The organism is Streptomyces sp. NPDC022552, from assembly GCF_055561875.1.
Genome location: NZ_JBVHGJ010000003.1, coordinates 239467 through 260882, shown reverse-complemented (window position 1 = coordinate 260882; position 21416 = coordinate 239467). Strand labels below are relative to the sequence as shown.

At 71.7% G+C, this 21416-nt stretch carries 19 protein-coding genes; 13 read left to right on the top strand and 6 right to left on the bottom strand.

Features of this window, described 5'->3' with window-relative positions:
* Positions 1–105: 105 nt before the first annotated feature.
* Together ychF and ACZ3OF_RS10920 are read left to right on the top strand one after the other, a co-directional pair.
* On the top strand, positions 106–1194 hold the full coding sequence (gene ychF / locus ACZ3OF_RS10925) for a redox-regulated ATPase YchF (RefSeq protein ID WP_361668236.1): 1089 nt from the start codon (positions 106–108) through the stop codon (positions 1192–1194).
* A gap of 488 nt (positions 1195–1682) precedes the next feature.
* Complete coding sequence (locus ACZ3OF_RS10920; RefSeq protein ID WP_361668238.1) at positions 1683–2426, top strand: SDR family NAD(P)-dependent oxidoreductase; 744 nt, start codon at positions 1683–1685, stop codon at positions 2424–2426.
* Between the two features lie 134 nt (positions 2427–2560).
* Here ACZ3OF_RS10920 and ACZ3OF_RS10915 read toward each other — a convergent pair whose 3' ends face one another.
* Complete coding sequence (locus ACZ3OF_RS10915) at positions 2561–3559, bottom strand: alpha/beta hydrolase (protein WP_467304087.1); 999 nt, start codon at positions 3557–3559, stop codon at positions 2561–2563.
* A gap of 265 nt (positions 3560–3824) precedes the next feature.
* On the opposite strand from ACZ3OF_RS10915, the gene ACZ3OF_RS10910 reads away from it, so the two are divergent.
* The 10 genes from ACZ3OF_RS10910 to ACZ3OF_RS10865 all read left to right on the top strand — a co-directional run bounded on the left by ACZ3OF_RS10910 (position 3825) and on the right by ACZ3OF_RS10865 (position 12118).
* Positions 3825–4079 (top strand): acyl carrier protein, encoded by a 255-nt coding sequence (locus ACZ3OF_RS10910; protein ID WP_361668242.1) that lies wholly within the window; start codon positions 3825–3827, stop codon positions 4077–4079.
* Positions 4080–4118: 39 nt separating this feature from the next.
* A complete protein-coding gene (locus ACZ3OF_RS10905) occupies positions 4119–4934 on the top strand; it encodes a hypothetical protein (RefSeq protein ID WP_361668244.1) in 816 nt (271 codons plus the stop codon).
* Positions 4927–6117, top strand: coding sequence for a beta-ketoacyl synthase N-terminal-like domain-containing protein (locus ACZ3OF_RS10900; protein ID WP_361668246.1), 1191 nt, complete (start codon positions 4927–4929; stop codon positions 6115–6117). Before ACZ3OF_RS10905 ends, ACZ3OF_RS10900 begins: the two co-directional genes overlap by 8 nt.
* Complete coding sequence (locus ACZ3OF_RS10895) at positions 6114–6893, top strand: enoyl-CoA hydratase/isomerase family protein (RefSeq protein ID WP_361668249.1); 780 nt, start codon at positions 6114–6116, stop codon at positions 6891–6893. Before ACZ3OF_RS10900 ends, ACZ3OF_RS10895 begins: the two co-directional genes overlap by 4 nt.
* A gap of 45 nt (positions 6894–6938) precedes the next feature.
* Positions 6939–7688, top strand: a complete 750-nt coding sequence (locus ACZ3OF_RS10890) for a 4'-phosphopantetheinyl transferase family protein (RefSeq protein ID WP_361668251.1) — start codon at positions 6939–6941, stop codon at positions 7686–7688.
* Between the two features lie 49 nt (positions 7689–7737).
* A complete protein-coding gene (locus ACZ3OF_RS10885; RefSeq protein WP_467304083.1) occupies positions 7738–9036 on the top strand; it encodes an MFS transporter in 1299 nt (432 codons plus the stop codon).
* A 119-nt stretch (positions 9037–9155) separates the two neighbouring features.
* Complete coding sequence (locus ACZ3OF_RS10880) at positions 9156–10172, top strand: phosphoribosylglycinamide synthetase (RefSeq protein ID WP_467304081.1); 1017 nt, start codon at positions 9156–9158, stop codon at positions 10170–10172.
* 239 nt (positions 10173–10411) lie between these two features.
* Complete coding sequence (locus tag ACZ3OF_RS10875) at positions 10412–10990, top strand: DUF1062 domain-containing protein (protein ID WP_361668257.1); 579 nt, start codon at positions 10412–10414, stop codon at positions 10988–10990.
* Between the two features lie 204 nt (positions 10991–11194).
* A complete protein-coding gene (locus tag ACZ3OF_RS10870) occupies positions 11195–11368 on the top strand; it encodes a hypothetical protein (protein ID WP_361668259.1) in 174 nt (57 codons plus the stop codon).
* A 36-nt stretch (positions 11369–11404) separates the two neighbouring features.
* The gene (locus tag ACZ3OF_RS10865) at positions 11405–12118 is read left to right on the top strand and encodes a response regulator transcription factor (RefSeq protein WP_361668261.1); all 714 of its coding nucleotides are present in this window, start codon (positions 11405–11407) and stop codon (positions 12116–12118) included.
* A 43-nt stretch (positions 12119–12161) separates the two neighbouring features.
* Here the strand turns inward: ACZ3OF_RS10865 and ACZ3OF_RS10860 are convergent, their stop codons facing one another.
* From ACZ3OF_RS10860 to ACZ3OF_RS10840, 5 genes are read right to left on the bottom strand one after another with little or no spacing between them, the layout of a single operon-like run.
* Complete coding sequence (locus ACZ3OF_RS10860) at positions 12162–13217, bottom strand: acyl-CoA dehydrogenase family protein (protein WP_467304077.1); 1056 nt, start codon at positions 13215–13217, stop codon at positions 12162–12164.
* Between the two features lies 1 nt (position 13218).
* Complete coding sequence (locus ACZ3OF_RS10855) at positions 13219–14373, bottom strand: acyl-CoA dehydrogenase family protein (RefSeq protein WP_467304075.1); 1155 nt, start codon at positions 14371–14373, stop codon at positions 13219–13221.
* 10 nt (positions 14374–14383) lie between these two features.
* A complete protein-coding gene (locus tag ACZ3OF_RS10850; protein WP_467304443.1) occupies positions 14384–18340 on the bottom strand; it encodes a non-ribosomal peptide synthetase in 3957 nt (1318 codons plus the stop codon).
* A gap of 5 nt (positions 18341–18345) precedes the next feature.
* Complete coding sequence (locus ACZ3OF_RS10845) at positions 18346–19470, bottom strand: M20/M25/M40 family metallo-hydrolase (RefSeq protein ID WP_361668268.1); 1125 nt, start codon at positions 19468–19470, stop codon at positions 18346–18348.
* Positions 19467–20345, bottom strand: a complete 879-nt coding sequence (locus tag ACZ3OF_RS10840; protein WP_467304072.1) for a RimK family alpha-L-glutamate ligase — start codon at positions 20343–20345, stop codon at positions 19467–19469. The genes ACZ3OF_RS10845 and ACZ3OF_RS10840 overlap by 4 nt, the downstream gene beginning before the upstream one ends.
* A gap of 253 nt (positions 20346–20598) precedes the next feature.
* On the opposite strand from ACZ3OF_RS10840, the gene ACZ3OF_RS10835 reads away from it, so the two are divergent.
* Positions 20599–21330, top strand: a complete 732-nt coding sequence (locus ACZ3OF_RS10835) for a sulfotransferase-like domain-containing protein (protein ID WP_361668272.1) — start codon at positions 20599–20601, stop codon at positions 21328–21330.
* The last annotated feature ends 86 nt before the right edge of the window (positions 21331–21416 follow it).

Here is a 21416-nt window from a genome sequence, read left to right as displayed (position 1 = left end):
GAAGGTCGGCGTCGCAGGCCGGTTCGCACCGCCCGTAAACTGGGGGATCGGCCCACACACCGCACCCCAGTCGCACCCCCATCCGTACTCCAGGAAGTCGCCACCGTGTCGCTCACGATCGGAATCGTCGGTCTGCCGAATGTCGGCAAGTCGACCCTGTTCAACGCCCTGACCAAGAACGACGTCCTGGCGGCCAACTACCCGTTCGCCACGATCGAGCCGAACGTCGGCGTCGTCGGTGTCCCCGACGCCCGTCTGACGAAGCTGGCGGAGATCTTCAGCTCGCAGCGGATCCTCCCGGCGACGGTCGATTTCGTGGACATCGCGGGCATCGTCCGCGGCGCGAGCGAGGGCGAGGGCCTGGGCAACAAGTTCCTGGCGAACATCCGTGAGTCGGACGCGATCTGCCAGGTCATCCGCGCCTTCAAGGACGAGAACGTCGTGCACGTCGACGGCAAGGTCTCGCCGAAGGACGACATCGAGACGATCAACACCGAGCTGATCCTCGCCGACCTGCAGACGATCGAGAAGGTCCTGCCGCGTCTGGCGAAGGAGGCCCGCATCAAGAAGGACGTGGCCCCCAAGGTCGCGGCGGTCGAGGCGGCCAAGGAGATCCTGGAGCGCGGCGACACGCTGTTCTCGCAGGGCATCCTGCAGGGCTCGGACAAGGCGGAGCTCCTGCACGACCTGCACCTGCTCACGACGAAGCCGTTCCTCTACGTGTTCAACGTCGACGAGGACGAGCTGACGGACGACGCCTTCAAGGACGAGCAGCGCGCGCTGGTCGCCCCGGCCGAGGCGATCTTCCTCAACGCCAAGCTGGAGCAGGACCTCGCCGAGCTGGACGAGGAGGACGCCATGGAGCTCCTCCAGTCCGTCGGCGCCGAGGAGCCGGGCCTGGCGATCCTGGCCCGCGTCGGCTTCGACACCCTGGGCCTCCAGACCTACCTGACGGCCGGCCCGAAGGAATCCCGCGCCTGGACGATCAAGAAGGGCGCGACGGCCCCCGAGGCGGCCGGCGTGATCCACACGGACTTCCAGAAGGGCTTCATCAAGGCCGAGGTCATCTCCTTCGCCGACCTCGTGGAGACGGGCTCGGTGGCCGAAGCCCGCGCGGCGGGCAAGGCCCGCATGGAGGGCAAGGAGTACGTGATGCAGGACGGCGACGTGGTGGAGTTCCGCTTCAACGTGTAGCGGCCGGCATCACGAAGGGTCCGACTCTTTGGAGTCGGGCCCTTTTCCCGTTGCTGGGGATGGTGCTGGGACGGGATGAGGACGCCCGTGCCGGGTCGGGGCCTGTCCTGCGGGGCGGCGGGGCGGCTGGGCGCACGGGCGAGTGGCCCTCCCGCACGTTTCTTCACGACTTCGAGGTCGCTCGCGACATCGTTCGGCCCGAGCTAGAGCGGGCGATAGGTCTGGTACATGCCTTCCAGTGACGTGGCCGCTGCATCGGCCACGTCCGTCCGCGGACCTGCCACACACCTCTCCAAGAATGTGCGGACCCGCTCACCTGGCCAGCCGGCCGCTGCTGCCGCAGCCCAGAAGCGCAGTCCGTCGTGAGATGGCAGTGGTGCGAGGAAGTCGAGGATGCACTGTCGCCATGCTGCGCGCGGTGCCGGAGCCGGAGACCGTCGACGCAGTCCGCGCTGAGCGGAAAAGATCTCCGACGGTACGATCATCGCATGACGCGCAATGTAGTGATCAGCGGTGGTGGAACGGGGCTCGGGCTCGCGGCCGCGCGGACCTTTGCGGCGGGTGGGGACCGGGTGCTGCTGCTCGGGCGGCGGCGCGAGGTGCTGGAGGAGGCCGGCGTTCCGGGCGCGAGCGTGTACGCGGCCGATCTGACCGAGCCCGAAGAGGTGCGGGGCGTAAGGAAGTTCGTGGACGCGGAGCTCGGCGGCCGGGTCGACGTGCTGATCCACAGCGCGGGCGGCAACGGCGGACTCGAGCCCCCGGTCGCCTCGGACGATCCGCTGGACGCCATCGCCCACGACTGGACCGTCAACTTCCGGATCAACACGCTCACGGCCGCCCTGCTGACGGAGGCGCTGCGCGAGCAACTCGCCTCTCCCGGCGGCCGGGTGCTCTTCCTGAGCTCCATCGCGGCCTACCGCGGGTCGAACGCGAGCCCGTACGCCGCCTCCAAGGCCGCGCTCCACCCGTACGCCCATGAGCTGGCCCGCGTCATGGGCCCGCGGGGGATCACGGTGAATCTGGTGGCGCCCGGCTTTATCGAGGACACCGGGTTCTTCGGCGGGCCCCCGCCCGAGGAGCGGCGGGCGATGTGGATCGGCGAGACCTCCACCGGACGCGCGGGCACGCTCGAGGACATCGCCGAAACCCTGCACTGGCTGGCCTCTCCCGCCGCCGGGCACATCACCTCGCAGGTGATCCAGGTCAACGGCGGGGCCGAGCGCGGGCATTGAGACCCGGGAGCGGGTCCGCCCCACGGCAACGACAGGGCTCCCGCGTCGCCGGGCCGGCGATCTCGATCGCCGGCGCGTCGACGCGGGAGCCCTGTCTCACGTAACGGGCCTCGTCGCGGGGCCGTCGGCGCCCCTCAGACGCCGGAGGGCACCCTCTCCTTCGTCGCCGGAGCGGCGTCCTCCGTGGAATTCAGGAGGTCGGTCCCCAACCGCCGACGCAGATATCCGGCGATCAGCGCCAGGGCGTCCCTGGACGTCTGGAGTTTCGCCGCCACGGCCAGAAAGCCGTGCGGCAGACCCGGGTAGTCGTGGTGTTCCACCGGTACGCCCGCCGCCGAGAGCGCGTTCGCGTACGCTTCGCCCTCGTCCCGTACGGGGCACAGTTCGGCTGTCAGAATCAATGCCGCGGGAAGTCCGCCGTACTCGGCCGCCTTGAGCGGTGAGGCATACGGGGAGTCGCCGTCGGCGGGATTCGCGAGATAGTGATTCCAGAACCATGCGCTCGAATGCGCGTTGAAGAACATGAGGTCTTTGTTCTCGCGCATGGACTTCGAATCCATGTTGTTGTGCAGCGGCGGGTAGACCAGCACCTGGGCGGAAATCTCAGGACCCTTCTTGTCCCGCGCCATCAGAGCCATGGTCGCGGCCAGGTTGCCACCGGCGCTGTCTCCCGCGACGGCGATGCGCCGACTGTCCGCGCCGAATTCAGCAGCATGTTCCGCTGCCCATTTCACCGCGGTGTAGCAGTCGTCGACAGCTGCCGGGAACGGGTTCTCGGGCGCGAGTCGGTAGCCCACGGACACCACGACGCAGGGGACCATGGTGGCCAGCGCGCGGCAGATCGAGTCCGAGGTGCTCAGAGAGCCGACGACGAAACCGCCGCCGTTGAAGTACAGCACCATCGGGAGCGGTTCGTCGCTCCGCGGGCGGTACACCCTGACCGTCTGCCGGCCGGCCGAGCCGGTGAAGTCTACGTCGAAAACCTCTTCCGGGTGCTCGTGCCAATCCCAGTTCACTGCTTCGGTTTCCGCATCCGCGTGGCGGGCCTCTGCCACCGACATCTTGTAGAGCGGGGTGAATCCGGTCACCTCGCGATAACGCCTGATCATCGCATAGGTTGGATCAAGCGGCATGGAAACTCCTCAAACTCTCCGCCATCGTTTCCGTACTGTGGGCGCGGTGAGTGGTGACCGGACGACACGCGCCCGATCCGCCGCGCCAGAACGGACGGTAGGATCACCCTCCGATTTGGCGCGTCCGCACCGCGCTGGTCCGAGCGGAAGCGTTTCGCTGATAATTCCTCTGCACGGGTAAGTCTCGCGATTACTGCGGGCCAACCTCCCCCCTGCCAGACTCGATTCACGTTCGAAGCGTGTTCGGCAATCGCTAGGAGGGGAAATGTCTGACATTCTCGATGAGCAGCTCGTGACTGCGCTCAAGGGAGTCGCTGAACTGCCGGAGGAGTTCGAGGTCACCGGCGAGCAGAACCTCAGGTCGGACCTGGGAATCGACTCCCTGGGGATGATCGACCTGGTGATGCACGTGGAGGAGTCGCTCGGCATCAAGATCGGCGAGGAGTCCATCGGTAATTTCGCCACCGTCGCCGACCTCCAGAACCACGTCCGCGAGCTGTCCGTGACGGCGGCCGCGTAAGTCCCCCTGCCCCCTGTTCCTGATGCAACGGAGTGCCGTGTGTTCGAGTTCAGTCTCCGTCAGGTCGCGCTCTGCGGACAGCAACCCGGGGAAGAGCCAGGAGAACTGGCCGAGCCCCCGTCGGATCTGACCGCGGTCATCGGAACCATCGGTGACCAGTTCCGCGACTCCTTCACCCGTCTCTGCCTGTACCTGGCCCGTACCCACGACGAGGCGCCGCAGACGCGCACCGACGACACAGTGGTGATCGGTACCGAGTACGGCAACACCGCGGCGCTGGCCAGGCTGCAGCGTCGCGCGGAGACCGACGGCAGGATGCTGTCCGCCAAACACTTCCCGAACGCCACGTCGAGCTCCGCCTCGGCGTTCGTGAACATCGGGATCGGCGCCACCGGCAGGAATCTGACGCTCAACGCGGGTCTGCTCACGCCCGTGCTGGCGATCTGGCAGGCCCTGCTCGCGCTCGCCGTCGACAGGTCGCCGATCAGCAAGGTGCTGATCGGCGACGTCTACTCGCCGGAGGCGCTCCTGGACGCCGGCCGCGAATCCCACGGCCTGCGGTGTCGGTCGGGGCTGACCCACGCCACGTTCGTCAAGGGCAGCGAGTTCCGGGCGGAGTTCGACTTCATGTCCGACGACGACGAGACCGCGGCGCTCGGCGGACAGATCGGGTCGAGCCGGTCGGACGACCGCAACGGCGCTTTCGTCACCGCCGAGTTCCTCGCATTGATCCAGACGCTGGAGGTGGGCGAGCGGGCCGTGCTCACCTGCCGGGGTCCGCTCGCGCGCCGCGGCGCGCTGACCGTCACCAGGCAGAGCGTCGACACGGCACGTAACGGAGGTCGCGGTGAATAGGTCAGCACGAATCTTCGTCACCGGCCTGGGGATCATCTCTCCGGCCGGCGCGGGCACCGCCCCGTTCTGGGACGACCTGTGCGCGGCACGCAACCGTTTCGCCGACCTCACCCCGCTGTACCCGGGGATGAAGGAGGGCATGCTCGGCGGCCGGGTGCCCAAGGACGCCTGGGACATCGCGCTCGAACAGGTCAGTGAGCAGACGCGCGCGAAGCCGCGGGCGGCGTCGGTGTTCGCCGAGTACGCGGCGCTCGAAGCGCTCCGCGACGCGGGCCTGGCACGCGGCGACGACCTGGTGCGCGACGCCGTGGTGTGCATCGGCACCAGCGACGGTCAGGCCGACGCGCTGGAGGACCTCGTCGCCGGACGCAGGGACATCGTCGAGACGGGCGGCTTCTCCAGCTACTCGATCACGGCGGACGTCGCGGCGGCCGTCGGCGCTCGGGGGCCGGCGTTCACCACGCAGAGCACCTGCGCCTCGGCGAACGTGGCGGTGTCCAGCGCGATGGAGATGCTGCGCAGCGGGGTCGCCGACACCGCGGTCGTCGGCGGCTGTGATCCGTACTCCGAGAAGAACATCATCGGCTTCAGCTCGCTGCAGACCATCGGCGCCCAGCGGTGCAGGCCGTTCTCCGCCGACCGGCGCTACGTGACCCCGTCCGAGGGCGCCGGCATCCTGGTGCTTCAGACGGAGGACGCGCTGCGCCCCGGGCAGCGCCCGTACGCCGAACTCCTCGCGACGGCGATCACCAACGACGCGAGCCACCCGACGGCGCCCGACCGCAGCGGTGTCGAGGCGTGCCATCGCCGGGCGCTCGACGAGGCCGGGATCACCGCCGCCGACGTCGACGTGATCTTCGCCCACGGCACCGGTAGCCGGGCCAACGACACTGTCGAGGGCGGCATCTTCACCGAGATCTACCCGCGAGCTGCGGTGACCGCGATCAAGGGAACGGTCGGGCACCTGATGGGCGCGGCCGGTGCGGCGGGCGCGGTGGCGTCCTGTCTGACGATGCGGCACCGGCTGGTGCCACCGACGGCCGTGGACCACACGGAGGTCGAGGGCGGTCTGAACCTGGTCACCGGTGCGCCGCTGGCGCTGCCCCGCCTGCGGTATGTGCAGAGCAACGCGTTCGGCTTCGGGGGCAACAACGCGATCAGCATCTTCCGGAGCGTCGCGTGAACGCGCCGCTCCGGCTGACCCACGACGGTCCGCTCGCGATTCTCACCATGGACAGCCCACCGTTGAATCTGTTCGACCTCGCGATGTGGGACGCGTGGGAGGCGGCGGTCGCGCGGCTCACGGACGATCCGCCCCGGGCGCTGCTGATCAGGGCGGAAGGACGTGTGGTCAGCGCGGGCGTCGACGTCCAGGTGTTCGCCGACACCGATCCGGCCGACGCGGAGTCGTTCTGGGCGAGGCAGCTGCGGATCACCCAGGCGGTGGAGGCGCTGCCGTGCCCGACGGTGTTCGCCGCGCACTCGCTGACGCTGACCGCCGCGTTCGAGCTCGCGCTCGCCTGCGACCTGATCGTCTCGACGGGGTCCGCGAGGTTCGGACTCGTCGAGCGCAAGGTCGCCTTCACCCCGTCGATGGGCGGCACCCAGCGACTGGCCGAGCGCGCCGGCCCGGCGCGCGCACGCGAGCTCGTGATGACCGGCGACCTGTACCGCGCGTCGGAACTCGCCGAATGGGGCGTCGTCAACGCGCTGTTCGAGCCGGCCGGCTTCCACGAGGCCGCACGCGCCTATGCGATGCGGCTGGCCACCGGGCCGACCGTGGCGCACGCGGCGACCAAGCGGATCGTACGCGCGTACCTCGACGGCGGGGTCCCGGCCGCCGACGCCGTGCTCGCCCCGACCGCGGCCGGCGTCGTGCGCAGCGAGGATCACCGCGCGGCCGTCGCGGCCTTCCTGGCGGAGGGTCCGGAGCACCGCACGGCCTACGCCGGCCGGTAGGCCGTCTCTTTCGGATCGGACGGGATCAGGAGTGGAGGGAGAACCGTGGAGGAGCGGAGCGACCGGGCCGACGCCTGGTACGTCGGCGTCGACCAGGTGCCCGAGTCGCTCGCCGTCCTCCTGGACGAGCGGGACCGCGCCCGCCGCCGGCGGATCGCGCGCCCGGCGGACCGGAGCCGCCATCTCGCCGCGTGGGTGCTGGCGCGCCTCGTCCTCGGCGAGCGACTGGGCCGGGATCCGGCAGCCCTGGGCTTCGATCGGGTCTGCGGCCACTGCGACGACCCGACGCACGGGAAGCCGGTCGTGGCGACGGCCGGACCGCGGCCGGACTTCTCGCTCGCGCACAGCGGCGGACTGGCGGTGGTCGTCGTCTCGGATCGGGCCGTCGGCGTCGACGTCGAGGACGCCACGGCCAGGGAGCAGCCGCTGGCCCCGGCGCTGACGGCGCGGGAACGCGCGGACTGCCGGAGCTATGCCGACTTCGCACGGCTGTGGACGCGCAAGGAGGCCCTGCTCAAGGCGGTAGGGAAGGGACTGGCGGTCCATCCGAGGCACATCGAGGTGCACGGCACGACGCTGCTCGCGCTCCCTCCGGCACTCGGCCGCCCGGAGGACTACACCCTTCGGGACCTTCCGCTGCCCGCCCCGTACGTGGGGTCCGTCGCCACGCTCGGATCCCGGTTGTCCTTGTCCGTCCGCAGCGGCGAGGACCTGGTCGGCCGCGCCGCGCGGGGACGCGCGGAGCGTGCGGCCCCGGCGCGGACCGCCGGTCCGGAGCAATCAACCGTCACCTGACCGCGAGCTGCCTCAGCACAGGGGACGCCCGCGAGAATTGCGAGCCATCATGTCGCCCACCCCGTCCGTAGACGCCCCGAGCACCAGCGACAGCGCGGAACCGCCGGAGAGCCGGGAGGACCGTGCCCCGGAGCCCCGGACCGCGAAGAACCCCTTCGTGGCGATCGTGCACGACAAGGTCATGCGCACCCCGCTGTTCTGGAGCGCCGTCGGTCGGCTCCCGCTCTACCTGATCTCCGTCTCCATGGTGGTCTTCACCGCGTCACGTGGGCTCAGCTACTTCGCGGCCGGTCTCCTCCTGTCCGGGTACAGCCTGGGCGGGGCGGCCCTCGCGCCGTTCGTCGCCCGGATCGTCGACAGGTACGGGCAGCCGCCCGTGCTGCTGATCACCGGCGCGGTCTATCCGGTCGCCCTGATCGGCTTCGTGCTCGCCGACCCGAAGGCGGTGGCCCTGCAGCTGGTGTGCGTGGTCGTCGCCGGTGCCGCGATGCCGCCGATCAGCGGCTGCATCCGCTCCCTGTGGAGCGCGCCGGGCAACACCGAGCGGGTGGGTCTCTCGCTGGAGGCGGTGCTGGGCGAGGTCTTCGTGATCGGCGGGCCGCTGCTGTTCAGCCTGGTGCTGATCTGGGGCGGCGCGGGGTCGGCCCTTGTCGTCGGCGCCGTGCTCACCAGCGTGGGCGCCATCGGGTTCGCGATGACCCGGGCCTCGCGGGACCGGAAGGTGGCCCCCGTCACCGGCAAGCGCGACCCGCTGGGCGCGCTCCGTTCCCCGGCCCTGGTCCGGCTGCTGGTCCTGCTGCTCGTCGCCGGATGCGCCACCGGCGCGTACAACGTGGCGGTGCCGGCCTTCGTCGAGAACCACGGCTCCGCCGGTGACATCGGTCTGGTCTTCGGAGTGTGGGGCGTCGGCGGCATCCTCGGCGGGCTCTGGTACGGCAGCCGCACCCTCCGCCAGCCGTCCGAGACCGTCTTCGCCTGGGGCCTGCTCGCCCTCGGGGGTGCCTCCGCGCTGGTGCTGGCCGCCTGGGACAACTGGTCGATGGGCGTCGCCCTCGTCGTCCTCGGCCTGCTCCAGGCGCCGGTGACCGCGCTCTCGTACGAGCTCATCTCCCGCACCGCGCGGGCGGGTTACGTCACCGAGGCGTACACCTGGGCCATCACGGTGAGCGTGGGCGGCTCGGCGATCGGATCTCAGCTGGGCGGCCTCGGGCTCGGCGCGTACGGCACCTCGGCGCCCTTCCTCGGAGCGGTCGTCGGCATGCTCGTGGTCGCCGCGCTGGCCTTCGGTGCGCGCCGGCTGTTCGCGGCACCGGCCGAGCCGGCCGGAGCCGTGAAGTCACCCGCCTGAGCCCGTTGCCCTGGACGGTGAACGCCTTTCGGTCAAAGGGGCGTTCACCGTTACGCAAAGGCAACCGGGGGGAACTGAAAGGGAATTGCAGGGGAAGTAGTCCCTGCATACTGGGAATTATGCGTGCACACTCCGAGAGAAGCTCGCAATTCAGGCTGCTGCTGGTGATGCCGAGTCATCAACTGGTGCGCAAGGGAACGGAGTTGGGTTTTCGCATCTGGTCGCTATGGGATCCTGCACAGCTCGACGCGGATCTGCGGCCGCTCCTTGAAGGAGTATCCGAAGAACTGCTGCTCACCGACTTCACCGACGAGAGCGGTCTGCGCGAGCTCATCGCGCGCACCGCGCGGACCCACGACCTCGACGTCGTGCTCCACTGTGGGCACGACGGCTCGGTCCTGCCGGTGGCCCGGGAGGCATGGCGGCTCGGCCTGACCCCGAACGCGCCGGAGGTCCACGAACGGCTCCGGGAGGGCGAGGCGGACGACCGGATCCCCGCCGAGGCGCCCCGGGTGAGCGTCGAGACGCTGACCGTGGACGGCATCCACCACGTCATCGGCATGACGGCCCAACGCACCACGGGGGCACCGGACTTCCACGTGACCGGCCACCTCCACCCGGCGCCCCTGGAGGAAGCGGCGCAGAAGATCGTCGCGGATGCGGTCACGGACCTGCTGTCGGCGAGCGGATACCGCTCCGGGCCCGCCCACACCCAGGTGGCACTGCTGCCGCTCGGCCCGCGGATCGTGTCCTGCCGGGCGCACCTCGGCGACGACCGCATCCCGCTGCTGATCGACATCGCGCGGGGCTTCGACCCGGAGGCGGCGGTCTTCGCCGGCCTGCTCGGCACCCGGCCGGTGGTGGGGCCCGCCTCGCGGTACGCGGAGATCGGCTTCTTCCTGCTGCCCGAAGGGCGCCTGGAGACGTACACCGGCACGGAGGAGATCGCGGTCACGCCCTGGGTCCGCGGCGCGCGCTTCCCCTACCGGCCCGGTGACCGGGTCGCCCCGATCGGCGATCGGGCCTCCCGCCGCGCCTACGTGGTGGTCGAGGGGGACACGCCGGAGCTCACCCGTACGCGGGTGGCCGGGGCGCGCCGGGATCTGGTCACGGACATCCGGCCGGCCGAGCGCTGACCGGCACGGGGTCGCCCGTCCTCCGACGGTTTCGGCGGCGGCCCCGGTAAGCGAGATGCGCAGACGGGCCGGCCGGACGTCATCACCGCGTGTCGTACCGGTTGCGCAGCTCGCGGACGCGCCGGAACCCCCAACGTCCGTAACGTCCCAGGTACTTGCCGGCGCACGGCCGCCGACACGAATCGTCCCGAGTCCCCGGTTGACGAAGTGCCGATCGCTCACCAGTACCTGGCGGTGAAATGTCCGAGAACCAGTCGAGCAGTACTGCTCTCCTCGAGAACTGGGTGGTCAAACCTGTCCGTCTCCCGCTGATTCGCCGCCGTTGCCACGGGTGTGCGTCCGACACGTTCCGGACGACCGGCAAATTCCGCGCCAACGCGAACCACAAACTCATCGACATCTGGCTCCTCGCCCTCTGCACGGGGTGCGGGGACACCACGAAGATCGTGGTCATGGAACGCGTCCACGTGAGATCCGTGCGTCCCGAGCTGCTGGACCGGGTGCACGACAACGACCCCAGCCTCGCGGCCGAACTGCTCCACGACGCGGCCCTGCTGCGCCGCAACCACATCGACCTCGACTGGTCGGACGCCTGGCGTCTCGACACCGGCGGATCGGACCACCTGGACCGTGAGGTCGTCGACGTCTCGGTCCGCTTCGCGGCGCGCATACCCGTCCGGCCGGCGCGGCTGATCGCCGAGGGCTGCGGCCTCTCGCGGGCAGGGGTCGAGAAACTGATCAACGACGGCAAGCTCGTCTCGTCCGTCCGGCTGAGCGGCAAGCTCTCCGGCGACTTCACCTTCACCCTCAAGCGCTGAGCCCTCTGCGCCCCGCGCGTCGATCCTCCTCCGTACGCCCGTGACCTCGCTCCCCGCGAGGTCACGGGCGTCTTTCGTGCGGGCGCGGGCGCCCCGGTGAACCGCGGGGATCGGGTGGGTGCTCAGAGGGGAACGGACCGGGAAGAGAGATCGGGACCATCGGCGATGTCGGAACAACCGGCTTCCACGAAGGAGTCACCTCTCATGCGCCGTATCGCCCTGTCCGCCGCCTCGGTCCTCATCGGTGCGCTGGCGGTCTGCTTCACCGCCTCCCACGCCACCCAGGCGTCGGCGCCGGCGGCACAGCAGCACGTCCTGGCCACCGAGGCGTCGACCGGGACCGTCGTCGAGCCTCGCGACAACCACGGCAACGACTGAGCTTCGCACGTTCCCAGGCCTCGGAGGGGCAACACAATGACCATCAGGGTGCTCATCTGTGACCAACTGCCCGTCATCGCGGATGGTCTCAAGACCCTTCTCGACGCGATGCCGGAGATCGAAGTGATCGGCACCACCCACAACGGCATGGAAGCCATGGTGCTGGTGCGCACCAACCGTCCCGATGTCGTCGTCACGGATCTGGAACTCCAGACCATCTCCGGCCTCGAGCTGATCCGCCGGCTCGGCAAGGAGGAGGACTCGCCCAACGTCGTCGTCTTCACCGCGACCCCGTCCGACAGGACGGTGAGCGACGTGCTGCACGCCGGGGCGAGCTGTCTGCTCGGCAAGGCCGCCAGCCCCCAGGAGCTGATCGCCGCGATCCAGGCGGCGGCCGCGGGGCAGACCCTGCTCGCCCCCAGCATCGCGGAGCGGCTCGTCAGCTGGTTCCGCGCCCAGCCGGAGCCGCAGGAGCCGGTGGCCTGCCCGGAGGTGACCGAACTGACCCCGCGGGAGCGGGAAGTGACCCGGATGGTCGCGCTCGGCATGTCCACCGAGGAAGTGGCCAGCGAGCTGATCATCGGCGAGGCCACCGTCCGTACGCACCTCTACCGGGTGCGGACCAAGCTCGGCGTCCGCGACCGCGCCGAGCTCGTGTCCCTGGCGTACCGGACCGGACTGATCCACTCGGGGGAGCAGTCGTTCGGCGGCGAGCCGGCGCTGTCGCCCGGCGGCCTCAGAGCCAGCTGATCCGCCCGGGCGCGTGGCGGCTGCGGCCCGCCCGCCGCCCGGCTCACCCGGGGAACACCGCCGCGGCCCGGCTCCCGCGCGCCGCGCGGACGCGGTCCGCGCCGACCGCCCGCCACAGGGCGGCGGGATCGCCGTACCGGGTGGACTCGGCCGCGGCCAGCCGGTAGTACCGGTGCAGGCCCAGTTCCGACGTCATCGCGCGTACGCCGCAGGTCTGCATGCTCAGCCGCACCACGTCGCGCGCGGTCTCGGCGGCCATCGCCAGCGCCACGGCCGGCGCGGTGCCGACCGCGTAGGGCTCGGAGTCGACCAGCCAGGCGCCTCGGTACACCGCCGCCCGGGTGGCGCGCACCGTCACCAGGGCGCGCGCCAGCGGGAAGGAGACGGCCGGCAGGTCGCGCAGCCGGGTGCCGAACTGGCGCCGGAATCCGGCGTACTCGACGGCGGTCCGGTGCGCGCCGGCGGCGATGCCCAGCAGGTAGCCGGCCTGCCGCAGCCGTGCCCGGGAGAGCGGGCCGGCCGGCGCGTCGTCCAGCGGCCCGGCCACCTCCCCGACGGACACCGGCGTGCGGTCGAAGCGGACGGCCGGCGGCCAGCAGGTGTCCTCGACGGACAGACCGGGCGCCCCGCGCCCCACCGCGACGAGTACCGGCCCGTCGCCGGTCCGGGTGGCCACCAGGATGTGGCCGGCCGTGACGTCGTCGACCGTGGCCGTGCCGGTGAGTTCCCAGCCGCCCGCCACCGGGACCGCGGTGACCCGGCCGCCGGCCGGCAGGGTCTCCAGCCCGGCCAGCGCCGCGCCCGGCGGGTGACCCAGGTCGGCCGCCAGCGCGTCGGCGCGGTAGGAGTTGCCGCGGGCCGCGCGGCCGAGTTCTTCGCTGACCAGCACTCCGGCGGTGAGGCCGAGACCGAGGCCGCCGGCGGAGACCGGGCGTTCGAAGTCGGCCGCGTTCAGGGCGTCGAGGACCGGCCGGGTCGGGCCGGAGGATCCGTCGGCGACCGGCGCACCGTGCAGGTCCATCCGGGCCTCGACGCCGGCCAGGCCCTTGCGCAGTGCCTTGCGCAGTTCGGTGAGGAGCGGATCGGGGTGCAGGTTCATGTCAGTACTCTTCCTGTCCGACGGAGTCGAACGCGACGGTCACGATCTGGAGCATCACCTCGGAGGTCCCCGCCGACAGCGTGAGCCCCGGGGCCTCCCGGTAGGCGGAGTCCAGGACCAGCGACTCCCCGGTGCGGTCGGCCCGCTGCCCGGGGGTGGGGATGCCGACGGCCCAGGCCGCCACGGACTGCGCGAGTTCGCTGCTGTGGTACTTGGCGACGGCCGCCGAGAGCTGGTCGACCCGGCCGGCGGCGAGGCCGGTGAGAACCTCCCAGGAGAGCACGTGGTCGGCGGTCAGCGCCCCGTGCCACCGGCCGATCTGCTCCAGACGGTCCTCGTGCCCCGAGTCGGGGGCGTCGTCGATCAGCGCGTCGAGCGCCGCGCCGAACCAGCGCTCGGCCTTGAGGTAGTAGTCGAGGCCGGTGCGTTCGACGGCCAGGGCCTCGTTGAGCAGCGGCCATCCGCCGTCGCGCGCCCCGATCAGGTCGCCGCCCGGTACCGGAACCGCGTCGAGGTCCACCCGGTGGAAGTGTTCGTCGCCGATGCCGGGTATCACCGACACCGTGACGCCGGGGGCCGTCATGTCGACCAGGAACAGACTGATGCCCTGGTACTTCCCCGCGCCCGGCGTGGTCCGGGCCGCGCACAGCCCGAGGTCGACGAAGCGGGTCTTGAGGCTGAACACCTTCGTTCCGGTGATCCGGTAGTCGTCGCCCTCGGGCCGGGCCACCGCGCGCAGTGCCCCGAGATCCGATGCCGCGTCCGGCTCGGTGTAGAGCACCGAGGCGAAGCTCTCACCGCGGGCCATCGCCGGCAGGTACCGCCGCTTCTGCTCCTCGCTGCCCGCCATCAGCAGGAACTGGCCCACGATCTGGATGGTGTTGACGTGGAAGGTGTCCGGCACGCCGGCCCGCACCAGTTCCTCGGCCACGATCGCCGCATCGGTCGGCGGGCGGCCCGAACCGCCGTACTCGGCCGGCCAGTGCACGGCGAGCAGGCCCAGCCGCCCGAGCAGCCGGTACAGCGGGCGCGCGTCCGGCTCGACGCCGTCCGCGCCGGTGGCCTCCGCCGCGGCGGCGCGTACCTCGGGTGAGCGCAGCGCCTCGCGCACGTGCGCCCGGAACTGCCGCTGGTCCTCGGTGAATCCGAACCGCATGGTGGTCTCCTCAACTGGGGAGCGTCGCTTCGAGCGCCGCGACGACCCGGCTCAACGCCGGTTCCGTGAACAGGGTGTAGTGGTCGCCGGGCACGTTCTCGGCCCGGAACGGGCCGGTGCACACCGCCCGCCACTGCTCTTCCATGGCGATCCGCGGCGAGGCGGTGAGCAGGGTCACCGGTCCGCCGTACGGGCTCGGCGGGCGGTACTCCTGCATCGCCAGGGCGCAGAACCGGAAGGTCCGGTAGCTGTCCGCCACCTCCCCGTCGTCGAGCTCCGGCTCGATGTCCTTCGGGTCGCGTCCGGTCAGCCTGGCGAGGTCGTGCACGAAGCGCTCCCGCACCGTCGCCTCGTCGAGCGGGACGGGATCCTCGTCGTAGGCGGAGTCCAGCAGGACGACCGGAGCCCGCTGTCCGGTCTTCTCCTCGATCTGCCGGGCGACCTCGAAGGCGAGCACCCCGCCGTACGACCAGCCGGCCAGGCAGTACGCGTCCGGCAGCCCGGTCTCAAGGAGACGGTGCGCGATCCTGGCGGCGGACGCCGTCAAGCCCTCCTGCGGAGGCAGTGCGCAGTCCTGCGGATCGGCGGCGAACCCGGTCACCGAGACGGACTCCGGCAGCGCCCTGAGCAGCGGTACGTAGCAGAACAGCGCACCTCCCGAGGGGTGCATGAGGATCACCTGCGCCGGGCCCGAGGCGCGCATCGCCACCGGTGCCCGGCCGGCGTCCGGCCGGACGGCGCGGCGGGAGTCGACGGTGGCGGCCAGGTGGGCCACGGTGGGCGAGGCGAAGAAGTCGCCGAGCGCGATCTCCACCCCGAACCGGCGCTTGATCGCCGACATCAGCTGGACCGCCTGGAGGCTGTTGCCGCCGGCCAGGAAGAAGTCGTCGTGCACGCCGACCCGGTCCTCGCCCAGCAGCGGGGCGAGGACCTCGCGCAGCAGCCGGCGTTCGGTCGCGGTCGGCGGACGGCGCTCGCCCCGCTCCTCGCCCGCGCGGCTCGGGTCCGGCGCGGGCAGCCTGCGCCGGTCGACCTTGCCGCTGGAGGTGACCGGCAGCTCGCCGAGGACCACGAAGTAGGACGGGATCATGTACGCGGGCAGGAGCGCGCCCAGGTGTTCGCGCACCGCCGGCACCTGCTGCTCGGTCACTCCGGTCAGGTAGCCCACCAGGTGCTTCGCCCCGTGGTCGTCGGTCCAGGCCACCACGCAGACCGGGCCGATGCCGTCGAAGCCGGTCAGCGCCGACTCCACCTCGCCCAGTTCGATCCGCAGGCCGCGGATCTTGACCTGCTGGTCGATCCGGCCGAGGAAGACGAGGCGGCCGTCCGGCAGCCGCTTCACCAGGTCGCCGGTCCGGTACAGCCGGCCGCCGGGCGCGGTGCCGAACGGGTCGGCGATGAACTTCTGCGCGGTCAGCTCGTCCCGGTCGAGGTAGCCGCGGGCCAGCCCCGCGCCGCCGATGACCAGTTCGCCCGGCACACCGACCGGGACCGGGCGCAGCTCGCGGTCGAGCACGTGCGCCACGTGGTTGGTCATCGGCAGGCCGATCGGCGGCGAGGTCTCCCAGCTGCCCGGGCACTCCTCGACGATCATGGTCACCGTGCACTCGGTCGGCCCGTAGCCGTTGAACAGCCGGCGCCCGGGATTCCACCGGTTCACCAGCTCGCCGCTGAAGCTCTCGCCGCCCACGAAGGCGATCCGCAGCGCGGCGAACCGCTCCGGGGCCAGCAGCGGCATGACGGTCGGGGGCAGGTCGATGACGGTGATGCCGTGCCGCTCCATCAGCGACTGGAGCCGGTCGACGGAGAGCCGTTCCTCGTCGGTCGCCACGTAGAGCCGTGCCCCGGTCAGCAGGGCGGAGAAGGTCTCGAACACGGAGACGTCGAAGGTCGCCGAGGCGAAGCCGAGCACCCGGTCGGCCGGCGTCAGCTCGAACAGCTCCCGGGTGGAGTCGATGAAGTTCACCACGCCGCGGTGCTCCAGGAGCACGCCCTTCGGCTTGCCGGTGCTGCCGGAGGTGTAGATGACGTACGCGACGTCGCCGGGCCGCGCCGCGAGCGGCGGGTTGTGGCCAGGCAGCGCCGCCAGTTCGGCGTGGACCTCGTCCAGCACCACGACGGGAGCGCCGACCTCGCTTACGGCCCGGCCGGCCTCGGCGTGGGCGACCACGACCCGCACCTCCGCGTCGGCGGCGATCTCCGCGACCCGCCCGGCGGGGCTCGCCGGGTCGAGCGGTACGTAGGCCGCGCCGGTCTTGAGCACCGCGAGGATCGAGGTCGGCAGGTCCACGTTCCTGCGCAGGCACAGACCGACCCGCATGCCCGGGCCGACACCGCGTTCGCGCAGCAGGGCGGCGAGCCGGTTCGCCCGGAGGTTGAGTTCGGCGTAGCCGGTCTCGGCGCCGGCGACGACGACCGCCACGCTGTCCGGGGCCTCCTCGACGCGCGCCTCGAACTCCTGCACGACGGTGGACTCGCGGATCGGCCGCGCCGGTCCGCTGCCGACCTCGGCCAGGAACGCCAGGTCGGCCGGGCCGAGCAGCTCGGCGGCCGACAGCGGGGCGTCCGGGTCGGCTGTCAGGGTGTGCAGCAGGCCGTCGTAGTGCCTGGCGAACCTGGCGACACTCTCGGCGTCGAACAGACCGCAGTCGAAACCGATGTCCAGGGAGCCGTCGGTGCCGGCCTCGTGCGGGCAGGTCAGGGTCCAGCTCATGTCGGTCCGCGGGACGCCTGCCCGGACCGTCTCCAGCGAGGTGGTGAGACCGGGCAGGGCGGCGGCGGCCTCCTCGTACCGCACACCGAACTCGATCGGGAAGACCGGCGGGCGCGACGGGTCGACGACCGGTTCGACCGCCTCGGCGAGCCGGTCGAACGGCAGGCCGCCGTGGGCCGACGCCTCGGCCGACTCGCGGGCGACCCGCCGCACCAGGGTGCGGAAGTCCGGGTCGCCGGAGAGGTCCGCGCGCAGCACCCGCGGTGCGGTGAAGAGCCCGACGGTCGAGGACAGGGCGGTGTGGGGCCGGTCGGTGTCGGGCGAGCCGATCACCAGGTCGTCCACGCCGCAGTACCGGTGCAGCAGCATGAGGAATGCGGCGGTGAGCACATCGGCCGTGGCCGCGCCCTCCTGCCGGGCCAGTTCCGCCGCCCGCTCCAGGGCCTGCCGTCCGATCGCGAAGCGGCGGGCGTCGCCCTCGGTGCCCCGCATCTCACCGCGGGGCCGGTCGGCCGGGAACTCCAGCACCTCGGCGCCGGCCAGCCGCTCGCGCCAGTACGCGGTGAGCCGGTCCAGGTCGTCGGCGCCGCGCCGCTCGTGCTCCCACAGCGCGAAGTCCGGGTACTGCACCGCGGGTTCGGGCAGCCGGACGGCGTCGCCCTCGCGCGCCGACCGGTAGTGCTCGGCGAGGTCGCGGAGCAGGAGGCCGTGCGACTCCGGGCCGCAGTGGATCGGGGGGACGTCGAGCAGGAACAGGTGATCGTCGGCCGCCACCCGGACCAGCAGCGCGCGCCAGGCCGGCGTGCCGGCCGGGTCGAACGGCTCGCGGGTGCGGCGCGCGATCAGTTCCCGCGCGGCGCGGAGCCGCTGCTCGTGGTCCGCGCCGTCGGCATCGATCAGCGGAAGCCTCACCGGGACCCCGGGCGCGACCACCTGGACCGGGCCGTCCTCGTGCTCCACGATCGTGGTCCGCAGCGCCTCGTGCCGGGCCACCAGCGAGGCCAGCGCCGAGTGCAGCGCGTCCTGGTCGAGCTCGCCCCGCAAGCGCAGCAGCAGGGGCGTGCCGCCGGCGGGGCCGCCGCCCGGCGCGGCGGCGCGGTCGAGGAAGCGGAGCGACTCCTGCGCGGGCGAGAGCGGGGCCGGGCCCGTGTGCCCGCGCGGGACCAGGCCGGGTTCCGCCGCCGCCTGCCGGCGTACCCGGGCCAGGAAACGCGCGCGGCGTTCCTCGGGCAGCGCGGCGAGGCGCTGGGTCATGTCGGTCACTTGATGCTCCTCAGCGGCGGCGGCGCGGCGCTCACCCGGTCGTCCGGGCGCCCGGTCAGGTGTGCCAGCTCCGCGATCGCGATGGTCAGCACGTCGATGCCGCGCAGGTAGTCCGCGAGAATGATGTGCTCGTCGTCGGCGTGGTCGAGGCTGCTGTCGCCCGGACCGTAGGTGGCCATGGGGATGTCCCACTCCTCGGCGAGCGTGTTCATGTCCGAGGTGGCCGTCTTCAGCACGAGCCGCGGCTGGGCGTGCAGTTGGCGGATGCCGGTGACCAGGGCGCGTACCGCGGGGTCGGCCCGGCCCACGCGGCAGGCCGACACCGCGTTCAGCACCTTGAGCTCACCGTCGGTCAGCCGCTCGCGCAGCTCGCGCACCAGCTTCTCGTCGTCGAAGCCCGGCGGGGTGCGGATGCTGAGGTCGACCGTCGCCGTGGTCAGGTCGGCGTTGAGCCGGCACAAGGTCGCGCCCGGCCGGTCGAACACGGCGTGGCTCGCGTCCGGCCCGAGCAGGTCGAGCAGCGAGTTCCAGCAGACGACGGCCAGTTCGGACGCCTTCGGCACCGGGTTGCTCGGGTGCGTGGCGGCGCACTTGACGGTGTAGCGCAGGTCGAGCTTCCCCTTGTAGCCGAGCACCACGCTCGACCAGCCGCTCGGCTCGCCGATGATCAGCGCGTCCGGCCGCTCGTGGCGGGCCCGGATCGCCATCGCGCCCCGCGAGGCCGGGGTCTCCTCCTCGACGACGCCGATCACCACGATCCTGCCGGGGAAGTCCACCGCGCCGGCCGCGGCGCAGATCATCGCCGCCAGCGGCCCCTTCGCGTCCACCGCGCCGCGGCCGTACAGCCGGCCGTCCTCGGACCGGACCGGGACGTGGCCCGAGACGGTGTCCATGTGTCCGAGCAGCATCAGGGTCGGGCCGTCACCGCGCTCGATCACGCCGATCACGTTGCCCACGTCGTCGATGTGCGTGGCGAAGCCCAGGCCCGTCATCGCCTCGACGAGGAAGTCGGCCAGCTCGCGCTCGTGGTACGAGGGGGAGGAGGTCTCCAGCATCGTGCGCAGCAGCCCTGCGGCGTATGTCTCGGTGACTCTGCCCGAGGGGGTGAAGGGCCAGTTCATCGCTGACTCCGTTCCAGCAGGTGGTCGAGGATGTGGTCCGCGACACTGACCCGGTCGCCGAGGACGGACTGGAAACCGGAGAACTCCACCCGGTGGTTGACCTCGAGGACCAGCAGCCGGCCGTCGCGGTCCTCGATCAGGTCGACGCCGGCGATGTCCGCGCCGACGGCGACGGCCGCTTCGAGGGAGAGCTTCTCGATGTCCGGCGTCACCTCGCACGGCAGCGTCCGGCCGCCGAGCGCCACATTGGTGCGCAGGGCCTCACCGGTCCGGTAGATCGCGCCGACCACCTGTCCGCCGATCACGATCACGCGGATGTCCCGGTCCGGCTTGTCGACCAGCTCCTGCACGTACGCGAGGTGCGACTGCGGTCCGGGCAGCGCGCCGGCGTACTCGAGCACGCCCTCCGCCGCGACGCGGTCGGGGAGCTGGACCACCAGCCGCCCCCACGAGCCGACCAGCGGCTTGAGCACCGCCGGGTAGCCGAGGGAGTCCAGGGCGTCCAGGGCGGCCTGCGGGGTGAGGGCGAGCGCGGTGCGCGGCGTCGGTACGCGGGCCGCCGCCAGGGCCTGGGTGGTGAGCCACTTGTCGCCGCACACCTCGGTCGCGGGCACGCTGTTGACCATGTCGACCCCCGCGGCGGCGAGGCAGCGGGCTGCGTACCCCGCTCGCGTCTGGCCGATCTCCCGGTTCAGCGCGAGGCTCCAGGGCAGCTCGCGCTGCCCGGCCGGAAACCACTGCCGCCGGGGGTCGAGGTGCTCGAAGAGGACACCGCGCCGCTCGAAGGCGTCGAACAGCCGCTTCTCGTCAGCGCCGATCCTGCTGGCGAGCACGGCGATCCTGGGGGCGTCTGGGCGCTCGGGCGTTGCTGACACGTGACCTCCGTATAACGGACCACTGGTTGGCCGGGCGGCATGGCGGGCCTGCCGCGTGGAGGAAAAAAATATGCGGGCACGGTCGGTCCGCGCGTCCGCGCCGAATGGAATCGTGAGGACGTATTGCAGGGACCCCGGCCGCTTCGGTTGCGAATTCTGATTACCCGGCTCCGGTCAGTGCCGTGTCATTCTTGACCGCATTCGAAAACCCGGCGGAAATCGTTGACCGCCGCGAGGCACAGAGGGGGAAGTCGTGGAGAACACGTCGGAGCGGATTCCGGTGCTCGCGCTGTGGAGCGCGCCGCGCTGCCGTTCGACCGCGTTCGCGCGGATGATGACGGAGCGGGGCGACCACGCCGTCGTGCACGAGCCCTTCTCCCGGGTGGTCGACTTCGGCGAGGTGGAGGTCGGCGACCGCGTCGCGCACAGCGAGCAGGACGTGCTCGCCCAGCTGCGCGCCATGGGGACCCGTCAGCCGGTGTTCTTCAAGGACACCACGGACTTCCACTACCCGGCGCTCCTCGCCGACGAGGCCTTCCTCGCCGCCGCGACCCACACCTTCATCATCCGTGACCCGGCCGAGGCGATCGCCTCGCACCACGCGCTCAACCCGGAGCTGGGCCAGGACGAGATCGGCTTCGCCCGGCTGTACGAGATCTTCGGCGCCGTGCAGGCCGTCACCGGCGCCACGCCGGTCGTGATCGACTCCGACGACCTGCTCGACCGCCCCGCCGAGACCGTGCGGGCCTACTGCGAGGCGGTGGGCATCCCCTTCCGCCCCGAGGCGCTGAGCTGGCAGCCGGGCATGCGCTCGGAGTGGCGGTCGACCAGCAAGTGGCACCGGGCGACCAGCGAGACCTCCGGCTTCGCCCGCGGCAGGGCCGACGGAGCGGAGAAGGTGGAGGCGGACCCGGTGCTGCGCGCCTTCCGCGACCACCACCAGCCGTACTACGAGAAGCTGCGCGCCGTCGCACTCCGCCCGTGACGCCCGGCGGAACCGTCCGCATGATTACCCGGCGCGTACGTTGCATCCGCATTCGGATGTGCAGGGTAATCGCCACGCGGACGATG

What these genes read in the sequence shown, in the direction of transcription:
- ACZ3OF_RS10910 (WP_361668242.1), top strand. Translation starts at nt 3,825, where the DNA reads ATGTCTGACATTCTCGATGAGCAGCTCGTGACTGCGCTCAAGGGAGTC.
- ACZ3OF_RS10875 (WP_361668257.1), top strand. Translation starts at nt 10,412, where the DNA reads ATGTCCGAGAACCAGTCGAGCAGTACTGCTCTCCTCGAGAACTGGGTG.
- ACZ3OF_RS10870 (WP_361668259.1), top strand. Translation starts at nt 11,195, where the DNA reads ATGCGCCGTATCGCCCTGTCCGCCGCCTCGGTCCTCATCGGTGCGCTG.
- ACZ3OF_RS10855 (WP_467304075.1), bottom strand. Translation starts at nt 14,373, where the DNA reads ATGCGGTTCGGATTCACCGAGGACCAGCGGCAGTTCCGGGCGCACGTG.
- ACZ3OF_RS10915 (WP_467304087.1), bottom strand. Translation starts at nt 3,559, where the DNA reads ATGCCGCTTGATCCAACCTATGCGATGATCAGGCGTTATCGCGAGGTG.
- ACZ3OF_RS10850 (WP_467304443.1), bottom strand. Translation starts at nt 18,340, where the DNA reads ATGACCCAGCGCCTCGCCGCGCTGCCCGAGGAACGCCGCGCGCGTTTC.
- ACZ3OF_RS10860 (WP_467304077.1), bottom strand. Translation starts at nt 13,217, where the DNA reads ATGAACCTGCACCCCGATCCGCTCCTCACCGAACTGCGCAAGGCACTG.
- ACZ3OF_RS10880 (WP_467304081.1), top strand. Translation starts at nt 9,156, where the DNA reads ATGCGTGCACACTCCGAGAGAAGCTCGCAATTCAGGCTGCTGCTGGTG.
- ACZ3OF_RS10885 (WP_467304083.1), top strand. Translation starts at nt 7,738, where the DNA reads ATGTCGCCCACCCCGTCCGTAGACGCCCCGAGCACCAGCGACAGCGCG.
- ACZ3OF_RS10845 (WP_361668268.1), bottom strand. Translation starts at nt 19,470, where the DNA reads ATGAACTGGCCCTTCACCCCCTCGGGCAGAGTCACCGAGACATACGCC.
- ACZ3OF_RS10865 (WP_361668261.1), top strand. Translation starts at nt 11,405, where the DNA reads ATGACCATCAGGGTGCTCATCTGTGACCAACTGCCCGTCATCGCGGAT.
- ACZ3OF_RS10920 (WP_361668238.1), top strand. Translation starts at nt 1,683, where the DNA reads ATGACGCGCAATGTAGTGATCAGCGGTGGTGGAACGGGGCTCGGGCTC.